Source organism: Kitasatospora gansuensis (assembly GCF_014203705.1).
GTDB classification, from domain to species: domain Bacteria; phylum Actinomycetota; class Actinomycetes; order Streptomycetales; family Streptomycetaceae; genus Kitasatospora; species Kitasatospora gansuensis.
Genome location: NZ_JACHJR010000001.1, coordinates 3,244,327 through 3,259,477, shown reverse-complemented (window position 1 = coordinate 3,259,477; position 15,151 = coordinate 3,244,327). Strand labels below are relative to the sequence as shown.

General features: G+C 71.7%; 12 protein-coding genes. 10 read left to right on the top strand and 2 right to left on the bottom strand.

Annotated features, from left to right (window positions below; translation table 11 throughout):
• Positions 1-302 precede the first annotated feature (302 nt).
• The 8 genes from F4556_RS14265 to F4556_RS14230 all read left to right on the top strand — a co-directional run bounded on the left by F4556_RS14265 (position 303) and on the right by F4556_RS14230 (position 10,735).
• Positions 303-1,130, top strand: coding sequence for a type 1 glutamine amidotransferase domain-containing protein (locus F4556_RS14265; RefSeq protein ID WP_184915119.1), 828 nt, complete (start codon positions 303-305; stop codon positions 1,128-1,130).
• 36 nt (positions 1,131-1,166) lie between these two features.
• On the top strand, positions 1,167-2,768 hold the full coding sequence (locus F4556_RS14260; protein ID WP_184915117.1) for a thiamine pyrophosphate-binding protein: 1,602 nt from the start codon (positions 1,167-1,169) through the stop codon (positions 2,766-2,768).
• A gap of 34 nt (positions 2,769-2,802) precedes the next feature.
• Positions 2,803-3,246 (top strand): nuclear transport factor 2 family protein, encoded by a 444-nt coding sequence (locus tag F4556_RS14255; protein WP_184915115.1) that lies wholly within the window; start codon positions 2,803-2,805, stop codon positions 3,244-3,246.
• 103 nt (positions 3,247-3,349) lie between these two features.
• Positions 3,350-3,961: a DJ-1/PfpI family protein gene (locus tag F4556_RS14250; protein ID WP_184915113.1), complete on the top strand. Its 612-nt coding sequence runs from the start codon at positions 3,350-3,352 to the stop codon at positions 3,959-3,961.
• A complete protein-coding gene (locus F4556_RS14245; protein ID WP_184915111.1) occupies positions 3,958-5,778 on the top strand; it encodes an AGE family epimerase/isomerase in 1,821 nt (606 codons plus the stop codon). Before F4556_RS14250 ends, F4556_RS14245 begins: the two co-directional genes overlap by 4 nt.
• A gap of 6 nt (positions 5,779-5,784) precedes the next feature.
• The gene (locus tag F4556_RS14240) at positions 5,785-7,896 is read left to right on the top strand and encodes a glycogen debranching protein (RefSeq protein WP_184915109.1); all 2,112 of its coding nucleotides are present in this window, start codon (positions 5,785-5,787) and stop codon (positions 7,894-7,896) included.
• 5 nt (positions 7,897-7,901) lie between these two features.
• Entirely contained in the window at positions 7,902-8,243 is a 342-nt protein-coding gene (locus F4556_RS14235; protein ID WP_184915107.1) for an STAS domain-containing protein, read from the top strand.
• A complete protein-coding gene (locus tag F4556_RS14230) occupies positions 8,240-10,735 on the top strand; it encodes a sugar phosphate nucleotidyltransferase (RefSeq protein ID WP_184915106.1) in 2,496 nt (831 codons plus the stop codon). The genes F4556_RS14235 and F4556_RS14230 overlap by 4 nt, the downstream gene beginning before the upstream one ends.
• 73 nt (positions 10,736-10,808) lie before the next feature.
• Here the strand turns inward: F4556_RS14230 and F4556_RS14225 are convergent, their stop codons facing one another.
• Both F4556_RS14225 and F4556_RS14220 read right to left on the bottom strand, forming a co-directional pair.
• Positions 10,809-11,645 carry an SDR family NAD(P)-dependent oxidoreductase gene (locus F4556_RS14225; protein ID WP_184915103.1) on the bottom strand — a complete coding sequence of 279 codons (837 nt, stop codon included), beginning with the start codon at positions 11,643-11,645 and terminating at the stop codon, positions 10,809-10,811.
• A 143-nt stretch (positions 11,646-11,788) separates the two neighbouring features.
• A complete protein-coding gene (locus tag F4556_RS14220; protein WP_313068301.1) occupies positions 11,789-12,718 on the bottom strand; it encodes a ScbA/BarX family gamma-butyrolactone biosynthesis protein in 930 nt (309 codons plus the stop codon).
• A gap of 131 nt (positions 12,719-12,849) precedes the next feature.
• Between F4556_RS14220 and F4556_RS14215 the strand changes: the two genes are divergently transcribed.
• Together F4556_RS14215 and F4556_RS14210 are read left to right on the top strand one after the other, a co-directional pair.
• Positions 12,850-13,488 (top strand): ScbR family autoregulator-binding transcription factor, encoded by a 639-nt coding sequence (locus F4556_RS14215; RefSeq protein WP_184915100.1) that lies wholly within the window; start codon positions 12,850-12,852, stop codon positions 13,486-13,488.
• Positions 13,489-13,609: 121 nt separating this feature from the next.
• A complete protein-coding gene (locus tag F4556_RS14210) occupies positions 13,610-15,151 on the top strand; it encodes a M28 family metallopeptidase (RefSeq protein ID WP_446684971.1) in 1,542 nt (513 codons plus the stop codon).

Sequence of the window (15,151 nt, the reverse complement as noted above, 5' to 3'; positions counted from 1 at the left end):
TCCGCAGTCCTGGAAGTCCGGGGACCAGCGCGCGGTTAGGGCCTGTCTGACAATTCGCGTCGGATCAGGCCCTGGGGCCGCGCGGTCCGCTCCGGAAGAGGCCAGCAGAGCACGGCCGGATCCCCCGGGCACGCAGCGCCGGACTATTCGGGAAAGTCTCGGAAATCGCACGCCCGGTGCCGGGGCGCATTGCCAGGGCACGCCCGGCGGGGCTTCACTCGAAGCAGTCCGCAGCACTCGGCCGATCCCGGCGGGGTATTTCGAGCGGCGGACTGTCCCCCTTTTCCAGTTGGGAGATATCCGTGTCAAAACGCATCCTGGTGGTGCTCTCCGAGTACGGGTACTGGGGCGAGGAGCTGGTCGGCCCGGTGGAGGCGTTCGACGCCCGTGGCTACCGGACCACCTTCATCACCCCGAACGGCAAGCGGGCGCACGCCCTGCCGCCGAGCCTGGACTCCGAGTACATCGACCCCCCGCTCGGCCGCTCGGTCACCAGCCGGGACATGGCCCGCCGGGCCCGGGCGCTGGACGACTCCAGCCGCCTGGACAACCCGCTCAGCCTGGCCGAGCTGATCCCGGAGCGCCCGTACTACAGCGCGCTCAACCACCTCCGCGACCTGGAGGAGTACAACCGCAGGATCAACTCCGCGACGAGTGAACTCCTGTCGGACTTCGATGCGTTGGTGATCGTGGGCGGCTCGGGTCCGATCGTCGACCTGGCCAACAACGAGCGCCTGCACGAGCTGGTGCTGGCCTTCGTGGCGGCCGACAAGCCGATCCTGGCCGAGTGCTACGGGGTGGCCGTGCTGGCCTTCGCCCGTGACCTGGAGAGCCGGCAGAGCCTGCTCTGGGGCAAGCACGTCACCGGGCACCCGAAGGAGTACGACTACAAGGACGGCACCGGCTTCCTCGGCGTCGACTTCAACATGGGCCCGCCGCCGTACCCGCTGGAGTACATCCTCCGGGACGCCACCGGACCCGAGGGCCGGTTCCACGGCAACGTGGGCAAGGAGACCTCGGTGATCGTCGACTTCCCGTTCGTCACGGCCAGGTCGACGCCCGACTCGCTGCCCTCCGGGGAGCTGCTGGTCGAGGTGCTGGAGAACGGCCTGCGCCGGCACGGCTGGTAGCCGTTCCGCTCACCCAACCATCAGAAGGAGACAGTGATGTCCGCCAGGCCAGGCAAGGTCGCCCTGTTCGAACAGCTCGCCGTTGACGGCATGGACTACATGTTCGGCAACCCGGGCACCGTCGAGCAGGGGTTCCTCGACCTCGCCGACCACAGTGGTACCGACTACGTGCTCGCTCTCCACGAGGGCGTCGCGGTGGGAATGGCGGACGGATACGCGCGGGCCGCCCAGCGGCCCGCGCTCGTCCAGCTGCACAGCGGCGTCGGGCTCGGCAACGGCATCGGCCTGCTGTACCAGGCCAAGCGGGGCGGGTCCCCGCTGGTGGTGCTGGTCGGCGAGTCGGGCATCCGGTACGACGCGATGGACGCCCAGATGGCCGCCGACCTGGTCGCGATGGCCGAGCCGGTCACCAAGTACGCCACCAGGGTGGTCGATCCGGGCTCGCTGCTGCGGGTGCTGCGGCGGGCGGTGAAGATCGCCATGACGCCGCCGCGCGGTCCGGTGATGGTGGTGCTGCCCGCCGACGTGCTGGACCAGCTGACCGACGAGCCCGCGGTGCCCACCGTGCTGCCCTCGACCCGGGTGGTCCCGGCCGGGGACGACATCGCCCGGGCGGCCGAGCTGCTGCTGGCCGGCTCGCACCCGATCGTGCTGATGGGCGACGGGGTGGCGGTCAGCGGTGCGCAGGCCGAACTGGCGGCAGTGGCCGACCGGTTGGGCGCGCCGGTGTGGGGGGTGAACTCCTCGGAGGTCAACCTCGACACCACCCACCCCCGGTTCGCCGGGAACCTCGGGCACATGTTCGGCCGGGACAGTGCCCGGATCGTCGGCGAGGCCGACAGCGTCCTGATCGTCGGGACGTACGTCTTCCCCGAGGTCTTCCCCGAGCTGGCCAGCCCGTTCCGGCCGGACGCCAGGATCGTGCACATCGACCTGGACGCCTACGAGATCGCCAAGAACTTCCCGGTGGACCTCGGGCTGGTGGCCGACCCGAAGCTCACCCTGGAGGCGCTGGCGGGTGAACTCGCCCGCCGGGGCGAGGCGGTGAAGCCGGTGCCGGTCACCAGGCCGGCCGCGGCCGAGGTGCCGGAGACGATGATGGAGCAGTTCGCCCGCGAGCTGGCCCGGCAGGCCCCGGCCGAGCTGGCGGTCTTCGACGAGGCGCTGACCGCCTCCGGGCCGCTCACCCGGCACCTGCCGCCCCGGCTGCCCGGTACGTACTTCCAGACCCGGGGCGGTTCGCTCGGCGTGGGCATCCCCGGTGCGCTGGGCGTCAAGCTGGCCCGTCCCGACCTGAAGGTGGTGGGCTTCACCGGGGACGGCGGCAGCATGTACACCATCCAGGCGCTCTGGACGGCGGCCCGGCACCACATCGACGCCAAGTTCGTGATCTGCAACAACCGCCGCTACCGGCTGCTCGACCTGAACATCGAGCAGTACTGGCGGGAGCTGGGCATCCCCAGCCACGGCTTCCCGGACGCCTTCGACCTGTCCCGGCCCGACATCAGGTTCGCCGATCTGGCGGCCTCGCTCGGGGTGCCCGGACTGCGGGTGGAGAAGCCCGAGCAGGTGGCCGGGGCGATCGAGACCCTGCTCAGCCACGACGGCCCGTTCCTGATCGACCTGATCACCGAGTAACTCCCAATCCGCCTCTCTCCCAAGGAGTTTCCCGATGTCCACCGCATACCCGGAGCTGACCCCCGCGGCGCTCACCGAGTTCGCCAAGCAGTGGTACGACGCGCTCGACCGGCACGAGCCGCTGGACCAGGTGCTGCCGTACCTGGCCGAACAGGGGCTGGTCATGCACTTCCCCGAGGGCACCTCGGAGGGCCTGGACGCCTTCGCGAGCTGGTACGACGTGGTGACCACCACGTTCTTCGACGAGGAGCACACCGTCACCTCGGTCGAGGTGGAGAGCGTCGAGGGCGACCGGGCCGAGGTCAAGGTCGTCGTCAACTGGCAGACCAAGGTGTGGAATCCGCCGGCCGCCCGGAGCGTCTGGAAGGGCTTCGACGCCTACCAGACCTGGACCGTGGTGGCGGACGGCGGCAGCCCGCGGATCCTCACCTACACCGTGGACGCGCTGAAGGCGATGCCCGGCTCGCCCGACCTGTAGACCCACCCCTGAACCGCGGCCGCAGCGGTGCGACCCCCCTTCCCCACCGCTGCGGCCGCCCAGCCCCTGACCCTTCGTCACGACGTGAGAACGGGGATCTCCCATGGGAATCGTCAAGCCACTCAAGACCGGCCGGCTGGCCGGCAAGCGCATCGGAATCCTGCTGGAGAGCGACTTCGTCGAGGACGAGATCGCCTACTACCAGCGCAGGTTCGCGGAGGACGGCGCCGAGGTCCGGCTGCTCAGCCGGCTCTGGGGCCAGCCCTCGCTGACCTTCTCCGGGCACGAGCACCGGGGCACCATCGAGGTGGACGGCGACCTGGAGCAGCTCGACTACCACGAGCTGCTGCAGTTCTCCGCGCTGATCGTGCCCTCGGGCATGGTGGCGGACCGGCTGCGCTACACCGAGGACGTCGAGCACGACTCCCCGGCCCTCGAACTGCTCCGCCGGGCCTTCCGGATCCCGAGTCTGGTCAAGGCCTTCTCCTGCCACGGCCTGATGCTGGTGGCCGGCGCCAAGGACCTGGTCGCCGACCGGCCGGTGACCTGCCACAACAACCTGGTCGCCGACGTCCGGAACATGGGCGCGATCTACCTCAACCAGGACGTGGTGGTGGACCGGGACCTGGTCACCTCGCGCTCGGTCGACCAGTGCCACCTGCTGGCCCGCACCGTGATCGAACGGCTCGCCGTCACCCAGCGGGAAGCGGCATGAGCGGGGCCGCCTTCTCGTACTCGGACCTGGTGGCCGGCCGGGTGCTGGAGCACCGGGGCAGCCGGTTCACCCTGCGCACCCCGGACGCCGGCGACGTGACCGTCCAGCTCACCGAGACCACCAGCGCCCAGCGGCTGCGCAACCTCGGCGAGGAGTACCGGGACTGCACCGGCACGATCGGGGCCGAACTGCGGCCCGGCACCCTGGTGTTCAGCTACGGACCGGTCTACGTCGAGGCGGGCGGCGGGCGGCACTTCCAGGCCGACCGGCTGGTCTTCGTCGGCGAGGAGGGCCGGGAGCACCCGTACGAGGAGCCCGGCTGGTGGGTCCGGCAGCTGGACCAACTGGCCGCGTTCTACCGGCGGTCGGAGTTTGGCGACGGACCGGTGGACTTCGCCGGGTACCGCACCCAGATCCGGGGCAGCGGCCACAAGACCGCCGAGCACGTGCAGGAGACCGACACCATCTCCCGGATGGTCTACGGGATGGCCAGCGCCTACCTGCTGACCGGCAAGCAGGACTACCTGGACGTGGCCGAGCGCGGCTCGCAGTACCTGCACGACCACATGCGGTTCCGCGACGAGGCCGAGGACATCGTCTACTGGTACCACGGCGTGGACGTGGGCGGGACACGCGAACGCAAGCTGTTCGCCTCGGAGTTCGGCGACGACTACCGGGCCATCCCGGCGTACGAGCAGATCTACGCGCTGGTCGGGCTGACCCAGACCTACCGGGTGACCGGCAATCCGGTGATCCGGGAGGACATCGAGGGCACCGTCCGGCTGTTCGAGAAGTACTTCCACGACCCCCGGCTGGGCGGCTACTACTCGCACATCGATCCGGTCACGCTCAGCCCGCACCACGACGGGCTCGGGCCCAACCACTCGCGGAAGAACTGGAACTCGGTCGGCGACCACGCCCCGGCGTACCTGATCAACCTGTACCTGGCCACCGGCGAGGAGAAGTACCGCCGGATGCTGGAGCACACCTTCGACATGATCGTGACGTACCTGCCGGACCGTACCCCGGGCGGCAGCCCGTTCGTCAACGAGCGCTTCTACGCGGACTGGACGCCGGACCACTCGTGGGGCTGGCAGCAGAACCGGGCGGTGATCGGGCACAACCTGAAGATCGCCTGGAACCTGACCCGGATGAACGCCACCCTGCCCAAGCGGGAGTACCAGGCGCTGGCCCGGGACCTGGCCCGCACCATGCCGGAGTTCGGCCGCGACCCGCAGCGCGGCGGCTGGTACGACCTGCTCCAGCGGGACGCCGAGGACGGCAGGCACGCCTTCGTCTGGCACGACCGGAAGACCTGGTGGCAGCAGGAACAGGCCATCCTGGCCTACCTGGTGATGGCCGGCAGCTCCGGCGACCCGGCCTACCTGGAGCACGCGCGGGAGGCCTCGGCCTTCTACAACGCGTTCTTCCTCGATCACGACGAGGGCGGCGTGCACTTCACCGTGCTGGCCCAGGGCATCCCGTACCTGGTCGGCAACGAGCGGCTCAAGGGCAGCCACGCGATGGCGATGTACCACAAGGCCGAGCTCTGCTACCTCGCCGAGGTGTACACCCAACTGCTGGTCAACCGCGAGCCGTTGAACCTCTGGTACAGCCCCCGGCCGGACGCCTCGTTCCCGGACGGGCTGCTCCGGGTGGCCCCCGACCTGCTGCCGCCGGGGCGGGTGGTGCTGGACCGGGTGCTGATCGACGGCGCCCCGCACCACGCCTTCGACCCGGAGGCGATGACGGTCAAACTCCCCGACAGCAAGGAGCGGTTGACCATCCAGGTCCGGCTGCGGCCGGTGGAGGGCTGACCGCCGATGAGCACCGCCGCACTCTCCCCGCTCGCCCGGCTGACGGTGGCCCCGGGTGACCCGCTGCTGCCCGGAGCCACCCCGGTGGCGGGCGGGATCAACTTCTCGGTCGGCTCCCGGGCGGCCCGGGCGGCCTGGCTGGTGCTGCTCGACCCGGACAGCGGCGAGCGGCTGGCCGAGCTGCCGTTCCCCGAGGGTCAGCGGGTCGGCGACGTCTTCACCATGACGGTGCTCGGCCTGACGCCCGGTCAGGCGCACTACGGCTACCGGGTGGAGGGCGCCGGCATCCCCGGCGCGGGGTCGGTGCTGCTCGACCCGTACGCCAAGCTGATCGCCGGCGGCGAGCGCTGGGGCGTCCGGCCCCGGTACCGCTCGGCGGTGCCGGAGGCGGAGTTCGACTGGCAGGGCGTCCGCAGCCCCGGGCTGGCCGCCGAGGACCTGGTGGTCTACGAGCTGCACGTACGCGGCTTCACCCGGCACGCCTCCTCCGGGGTCCGGCACCCCGGCAGCTACGCGGGGGTGGCGGAGAAGATCCCCTACCTGCTGGACCTGGGGGTCAACTGCGTGGAGCTGATGCCGGTCTTCGAGTTCGACGAGACCGACAACCCCTTCCACGACCCCCGCACCGGCCGGGCGCTGCCGAACTACTGGGGCTACAACCCGGTCGGCTTCTTCGCCCCGAAGGCCGGGTACGCCGCCCAACCCGACCGGGAGGGACGTCAAGCGGACGGCCCGGTACGGGAGTTGAAGCGGCTGGTGCGAGAGCTGCACCGGGCCGGGATCGAGGTGGTGCTCGACGTGGTGTTCAACCACACCGCTGAGGGCGACCACCGCGGCCCCACCCTCTCGCTCCGTGGTCTGGACGACCACGCCTTCTATCTGCACGGTCCGGACGGCGCGTACCTCAACCTGACCCGGACCGGTAACACCGTGAACGCCAACCACCCGCTGACCCGGGAGCTGGTGCTGGACTGCCTGCGCTACTGGGCCACCGAGTTCCGGATCGACGGTTTCCGCTTCGACATGGCCCCGATCCTGACCCGGGGCCCGGACGGCCGGCCACTGGACAACCCGCCCCTGCTGGAGGCGATCGCGCACGATCCGGTACTGGCCCGCTGCAAGCTGATCGCCGAACCCTTCGACGCCGCCGGGCTCGACCTGGTCGGCCGGTTCCCCGCGCACGGCCGCTGGTCCGAGTGGAACGTCCGCTTCCTGCACGCGGTCCGCCGGTTCCTGATCGGCCGCCCCGGCACGGTCGGCGAGCTGGCCGCCCGGCTGATCGGCTCGCCCGACCTGTACGCCGGGCGCGGCCCGGCCGCCTCGGTCAACCTGGTGGCCAGCCACGACGGCTTCACGCTGGCCGACTGGACCGCCTACGACCGTCCGCACAACGCCGCCAACGGCGAGGACGGCACCGACGGCGCCCAGGACAACTCCAGCTGGAACAGCGGCCGGGAGGGCCCGACCGCCGACCCCGAGGTGCTCCGGCTACGGGCCAGGCAGCAGCGCAACGCGCTCCTGCTGCTGCTCACCGCGGGCGGCGTCCCGATGCTGCTGGCGGGCGACGAACTGGGCCGCTCCCAGCAGGGCAACAACAACGCGTACAGCCAGGACAACGAACTGAGCTGGCTGGACTGGACCCCCACCCAACAGGGCGCCGAGCTACGGCAGTTCGTCCGGGACTGCCTGGCCTTCCGGCGGGCCCACCCGGTGCTCCGCCGCCGCCGGCACCCGAGCGACACCCCGCCCGCGCACGGCGGCTACCCGGAGATCAGCTGGCACGGCGAACGGCCGTGGCAGCCCGACTGGTCGGACGAGTCCGGGCTGCTCGTCCTGCTGCTGCACGAGGCCGCGGCGGCCGACACCGTCCTGCTGGCCGTCAACGCCCGGAGCGAGCGGGTCACGGTCGAGCCCCCGCCCCCACCCAGGGGGACGGCCTGGCACCTGTTCGCCGACACCGCCGACCGGTCCCACCCGGCCGGCGCCGAACCACCCCTCGGTACCGACACCCCGCTGCTGCTCGACCACCACACCGTCGCCGTCCTGGTGGCCCGCCCCGAGGCGGCCCCGCCGGAGCCGGAACGGTCCGCGAAAGCACGCATCCAGAATGGGAGTTGAGAACGATGAGTTTCGAGGCATACCTGGGTTTCACCGGTCCCACCGCGACCGTCTTCCTGTCCGGTGAGCTGACCGACGCCAGGGTCCCCACCCTGCGCACCCTGCTGGACCAGGCGGTGCAGCGCCCGCTGAACCGCCTGGTGATCCGGATGTACGAGTTGGCGTCGATCTCCACCGCCGGCGTGCGCTGCCTGGCCTTCACCCAGCAGCACCTGCCGCAGGGGGTGGACATCGTGCTGGACGGACCGAGCGAGGCGATCCAGCGGGTGCTCCGGGCCAGCGGCTTCGACCAGGCGGTGACGGTCGTTCAGGAGACGCTCACCTTCGCGGGCGAGGCGGCGGCATGAAGGCCGTCCTGATGGCGGGGGGCGAGGGCAGCCGGCTGCGACCGATGACCTCGACCGCGCCCAAACCGCTGATACCGGTGGCGGACCGGCCGATCATGGAGCACGTGCTCCGGCTGCTCCGCCGCCACGGACTGACCGAGACCGTGATCACCACGCACTACCTGGCCGACCAGGTCGAGTCCGCCTTCGGCGACGGCGCCGGGCTCGGCATGGAGCTGCGCTACGCCCGCGAGCCCGAACCGCTGGGCACCGCGGGCAGCGTGAAGAACGCCCAGGCGCAGCTGGGCGGCGAACCCTTCCTGGTGATCTCCGGCGACGCGCTCACCGACATCGACCTGACCGCCCTGATCCGGTACCACCGGGAGCAGGGCGCCCTGGTGACGGTCGCGCTGGCCCGGGTGCCCGACCCGGTGGAGTTCGGGGTGGCCGTCGTCGACGACCAGGGCCGGATCGAACGCTTCCTGGAGAAGCCCACCTGGGCCCAGGTCTTCTCGGACACCGTCAACACGGGCATCTACGTGATGGAGCCCGAGGTGCTCGACCTGGTCGCCGAGGGCAAGGTGGTGGACTGGTCCGCCGACGTCTTCCCGAAGCTGCTGGCCGAGGGCCGGGGCGTGTACGGCTACGTGGCCGAGGGCTACTGGGAGGACGTCGGCACCCACGAGAGCTACCTGGCCGCGCAGGCCGACGTGCTGGCCGGCCGGGTCGAGTCCGAGCGGGACGGCTACCAGGTGGCACCCGGGGTCTGGGTCGCCGCCGACGCCGAGGTGGACCCGGGCGCGCTGCTCCGGGGTCCGCTCTACATCGGTCCACGGGCCCGGATCGGCGCGGGGGCCCGAGTCCTGGAGTACTCCGTGGTCGGTGCGGGATCGGTGGTCGAGCCCGGCGCGGAGCTGCACCGGGCGGTGCTGCACCCGAACGCCTACGTGGGCCGCCGGGCCAGGCTGCGCGGCTGCGTGGTCGGCCGGAACGTGACGGTGCACGAGGACGTCCGGATCGGCGAGGGCGTGGTGGTCGGCGACGGCGCCGTACTGCGGGAGCGCTCGGCGCTGGCCGACCGGGTGCTGGTCTACCCGGGCCGGACGGTCGAGGCGGGAACCGAGCTGAACCGCTCGCTGATCTGGCTGGAGCGGGCCACCCGGTCCGCGTTCGGCGCCCGGGGCGTGGCCGGTCCGCCGGGGGTGGACCTCACCCCCGAGCGGGCGGTCCAGCTGGCCGGCGCGTTCGCCGCGCTGCTGCCCCGCCGGGCCACCGTGGTGCTGGCCAGGGACCACTCCCGGGCGGCCCGGGTGCTCAGCCCGGCGGTGCTCTCGGCGCTGCTGGCCGGTGGCCTGAACGTCCGTCAACTAGGCTGCGTACCAGCGCCGTTGGCGCGCCTGACCACCTCCGGCGGGGCGGACGGCGGCATCCTGGTGACCGCCGAGCCGGGCGACCCGGACTCGGTCTCGCTGGTCTTCCTGGACGCGGACGGCTTCGACCTGTCGCAGTCCGGGCAGCGCGGCCTGGACCGGATCCTCGGGCGGCGGGAGTACCGCCGGACCGCGGCCGGTGAGTTCGGTGAAGTCGACCGCACCCCGGCCCCGTTGGAGGGCTACGCGGCCACCCTGGTGAAGCGGCTGGGCGGCCGGGGCACCGACGGCGTCCGGCCGAAGGTGGTGGTCGACGCCGCGCACGGCACCGGAACGCTCTCGCTGCCGCAGGTGCTCGGCCGGCTGGAGGTGGACGCCCTGCTGGTCAACTGCGGTCTGGACGAAGGCCGTCCGACCGAGACGGCCGCCGAGCGGCTGGCCGCGCTGCACGAGCTGGGCACCGTGGTCCGGGCGGCGGGCGCCGAGTTCGGGGTCCGGCTGGACGCGCTCGGCGAACGGTTCTGGCTGGTGGACGAGCAGGGCCGACCCGTCCCGGAGGACCAGCAGTTGCTGCTGATGGTCCGGCTCACCGCGGCCGGGTACGGCGGCGGGCGGGTGGTGCTGCCGGCCACGGTCAGCCGGCTGGCCGAGCGGGACGCGGCCCGGCACGGCGCCCAGGTGCACTGGGTGACCACCGCCCCGGGCGAGTTGGGCCGGGCGGCGGTGGCGGCCGACGTGGTGCTGGCGGGGGACGGCCGGGGCGGCTTCACGGTGCCCCGGTTCTCCCCGCACGCCGACGGGGTGGCGGCCTTCGCCCAGCTGGCCGCGCTGCTGGCCGAGGCCGGGCAGCCGGTGAGCGAGCTGGTCGCGGCGCTGCCCAGGGCGCACGTCCGGCAGCGTGAACTGCCCACCGCCTGGGAGACCAAGGGCCTGGTGATGCGTTCGGTGGTGGAGGCGGCCGGCACCCGGCGGATCGACACCACCGACGGGGTCCGGGTGATCGAGGAGGACGGCCGGTGGGCGCTGGTCCTGCCGGACCCGACCGAGGCGGTCACCCGGCTCTGGGCCGAGGGCCCGGACGGCGAGACGGCCGACGCCCTGCTGGACGAGTGGACCAGGACGATCCGCCGGTCCGCGGCCTGACGAAGGCACTGCGAAGCCCCGGTGGTCCGCCGTTGCGGCGGGCCACCGGGGCGGGGCCGGAGAAGGACGGAGGTCAGAAGCGGTACGGCAACACCCGGCGGTGCTGCACCAGTTCGCCGTGCCCCTCCCGGCTGCCGGGGGCGGCCAGCGCCAGCCAGAGCACGTCCTCGGCCGCCTGGTCGGGGCTGAGCGCGGCGGACATGTCGCCGAACCAGGGCCGGGAGGCGGCGGTGTCCACCAGCCCGGGGCAGGCGGCGGCGACCAGGATGTCCCGGTCCGCGGCGTCCTCCAGGCTGCGGGCCAGCACCCGGACCGAGGCCACCTGGCCGACCTTGGACGGCACGTTGATCCAGTCCGGCCAGCCCTTGATCTTCGCCTGGCCGTCCTGCACCAGCCCGGCGTACTCGTCCATGCTCTGCTCGATCTCCTCCAGCGTCACCTTCCGCTCGTCGAAGCGGTCGTGCAGCTTGGAGGGCAGATTGCGGACCGATCCGAAGGAGCTCGCCACCACGACGAACCGGGCGCCGTCGTTCAGCAGCGGCACGAAGGCCTTGATCATGCGGTAGGTGCCGTGGTTGTTGGTGTCGACGAACTCGCCCACCTGCTCGGCCTGCGGGCGGTCCGGGGTGATCCGGGCGGCGGCATTGGAGATCACCACGTCCACCCCGCCGTGCTCGGCCCGGAGCCGGTCGGCCAGCTCCCGCACGCTCGCGTCGTCCCGGACGTCCAGCAGGGCCAGCCGGGGCCGCAGCCCTTCGGACTCCAGCAGCCGGACGGCTTCCTCGCCGCGGGTCCGGTCACGGGCGGTCAGGTAGACCACGCCGCCCTCGCCCAGTCGGTGGCCCAGGCCGCGCACCAGCGCGAGGCCCAGGCCCTGATTCGCTCCTGTGACTACAGCTACAGAACTCATCCGTCCATGGTGCCGCCGCCAACTCGGCGAACGGGAGCCCGACTTGCACAGGTCGCAGCGGAAATGTCCCCGGCGCGCCGAAGGCCCCGGCGTACCGAGGGCACGCCGGGGCCGACGGCCTCCAGCAGGGTGTGCGGTTCAGCTCAGCGAGCCGGGCAGTGCGCGTAGGTGGCGATGCCCGTGAAGACGTCCCGGCCGTGCTGCCGGGCGACCAGGTCGACCCTGGTCTGGTCGGTCCGCTGCTGGGGTGCGCCGCGGGTCTCCAGCCAGCAGGGGGCGTCCAGTTCGGCGAACCTGGAGAAGGTGGTCTCGATCCCGACCAGCAGGCCGCGCCACGGGTAGACCGCGGCGTGCACGGCCTGTCGGGCCGCCTCGATGAGCAGCATCCCGGGCACGTGGTCGACGGGGTGGTCGAACAGTACCGGGTGGGTGACGTCCGTCCGGAGTTGCCAGACGGCGGAGTCGGAGGTCGGGGAGAGCACCACGTCCCGGTACCGGTCGCGGGCGGTCCGCTGTGGCGGGGCCGGCGGCGGCAGCGGGATCGGCTGCGGATCGGTCCGGCCCGCCCGCAGCCGTCGGTAGACGGCGGGCGAGTGGCAGCTGAACCGGGCCGAGGCGGTGCCCAGCCGGTGGTCGTCCCGGAAGGCCAGCACCCGCAAGGTCATCGCGGACAACTCACCCCGGCGGCGGACCACTTCGCAGGTGATGTCCAGTCGGAGCTCGGCCGGCGTGCCCTCGACCCGCAGTGCGGCCGGGTCGAGCTCGAAGTCCAGCTTGTCCCAGATCAGTTGGTGACCGAACGGGACGTCGTAGCCGACGTGGGACAGCAGCGGGAACAGCTGACGGACCGTCTCGGCGAACAGCAGCGGGTCGAACAGGCCGTGGTCCGACTGGTAGTAGCCGTGTGCCCGGGGCCACTGGGCGGTGACGGTGAAGGTGTCGTCGGTATGTTGGTGCCAGCCGGTCAAAAGCACTTCGGCCAGGGCGGATTTGTGTACGTACTCTCTGGGTACTGCGGTGGAGAGCTTCCGCTTCGGCAAGAGCAGGCTGGCGTGAGCGACAGAGATGGGCACGCGTTTCCCCCGTATGGAACGTCGTGTGAATCTGACATTGTGTGCTCGTTCCGTGCCGTGCGCGGCAGAGCCGCAGCTATAAGATAGAGGTTGTTCGTTTTGTTTGTCGAGACAGTTCGGTGGTCGGTCTGATGGCAGAGCCCAAGCAGGAACGTGCTGTGAAGACCCGCGCGATCATCCTCCGGGCAGCGGCGGAGGTGTTCGACGAGTTCGGCTTCAGCGGCGCCAGCATCAGCAAGATCATGAAGCGGGCGGGGATGACCCAGGGGGGCATGTACTTCCACTTCAAGTCGAAGGAGGCGCTGGCCCTCGCGGTGATGACCTCGCAGGCCGACGACCTGGCACTGCCGCCCGGGCCGGACGGCCTGCAGCGGGTCATCGACATCACCTTCGACCTGGCGTACCAGCTGCAGCACAACACGCTGTTCCGGGCCGGGGTCCGACTCGCCGTCGAGCAGGGCGAGTTCGGCCTGCAGGACGACTCCGCGTACCAGCAGTGGGCGGACGTCTTCGCCGCCCAGTTCCGGGCCGCCCGGGCCACCGGGGATCTGCTGCCCGAGGTGGACGAGGACGAGCTCGGCCGGGTGCTGGTCGGTGCGTACAGCGGGACTCAACTGTTCTCCCAGATCTCCTCGGGGCGGGCGGACCTGCCGGAGCGGATCACCTCGCTCTGGCGCTACCTGCTGCCCGGGGTCGCCACCGCCGAGGCCAGGGCCGGGCTGCGAACCGACGCCGCGCGGGCCGAGCTGGTCGGCAAGGCCTCGCGGTAGCCGTCCGGTCGTCGCTCCGGCGGTCGTCGGTTCCGGGTTTCTGATGTGCACGGGGCGAAAGTCCCGCTACGGTCTCTCCACACTCCTCATTGCTCGCTGACGGTCTGTCGGAGGAATCGCCTTGAAGTCTCGTACCCGTCGTTCCGTCGGTGCCGCGCTCGCGGTGGCGGCGCTGACCGCACCGATGCTGTTCGCCGGTGCCACCGGTGCGGCCGCGCACGGCCACGGACCCGACCCGGCCAGGAAGGCCGCCCAGCTGGCGGCCAAGCTGGTCGAGCTGAGCAGCGGTAGCGATGCCTGGCCAACGCTGGAGCGGCTGCAGAAGTTCGCGGATCGCAACGGCGGTACCAGGGTGGCGGGTTCGGGCGGTCACGCCGAGTCGGCCGAGTACGTGGCGGCCAAGGCGCGAGAGGCCGGACTGAAGGTCTCCCGGCAGGAGTTCGACTACGTCTTCAACGAGACCCTGGCCGAGCGGCTCGCCGTGGTGTCGCCGCAGGCCGAGCCGCTCGCGGTGACCGCGATGACCTACTCGGCCAGCAGCCCCGACGGCGGCCTGGTGGCCCCGCTCGCGGTGATACCCGTGGACGCCACCCCCGGCTGCGAGCCGGCCGACTTCGCGGCCGGCGCGGTGACCGGGAAGATCGCGCTGATCATGCGCGGCGGCTGCGCCTTCGGGGTCAAGCAGAGCACCGCGGCGGCGGCCGGGGCAGCGGGAGTGCTGATCTACAACAACGCCGACGGGCCACTCTCCGGGACGCTCGGCGACCCGGCCTCGGCCAGGGTGCCGGCCGGCGGCCTGACCCGGGCGGCCGGCGAGGCACTGGCGGCCAGGGCCGCGGCCGGGCCGGTCACGCTCAACCTGGACATCAAGACCCGGGTGGAGAGCAGGAAGACGTACAACGTGTTCGCCGAGACCCGGGGCGGGGACGAGAACAACACCGTGATGGTCGGCGCCCACCTGGACTCGGTGGCGGCAGGCCCCGGCATCAACGACAACGGCTCGGGTGCGGCGGGCCTCCTCGAGGTGGCCCGCGGCCTGTCGGCCCGTCCGGTGGCGAACAAGGTCAGGTTCGCCTGGTGGTCGGCCGAGGAGTTCGGCCTGGTCGGCTCGAAGACGTACGTCGCAGGGCTGTCGGCGGCCGAGCAGAAGAAGATCAGGCTGTACCTGAACTTCGACATGATTGCCTCGCCCAACTCGGCGCAGTTCGTCTACGACGGCGACGACTCCGACCGGGTCGGATCCGGCCCGGGCCCGGAGGGTTCGGCACAGATCGAGCGGCTGCTGAACGGCTACCTGGACGGGCGGCGGAAGCCGCACGAGGGCGCCGACTTCACCGGCCGCTCGGACTACGGCCCGTTCATCACCGCGGGCATCCCGGCCGGCGGCACCGCCACCGGCGCCGAGGGCGTCAAGTCCGAGGCCCAGGCGGCGAAGTACGGCGGCACGGCGGGCGTGGCCTTCGACAAGTGCTACCACCAGGCCTGCGACACCCTGGCCAACTTCGACCACCGGGCCTTCGACCTGAACATCGACGTGATCGCCAACGCGGTCGGCACCTACGCCTGGGACCTCTCCTCGCTCTCCCAGCCGGTCACCCCGGAGCACACCACCGGCGGCTCGGCGGGCGGCGGCCTGCACGAGGACCACGACGTCACCGAATAA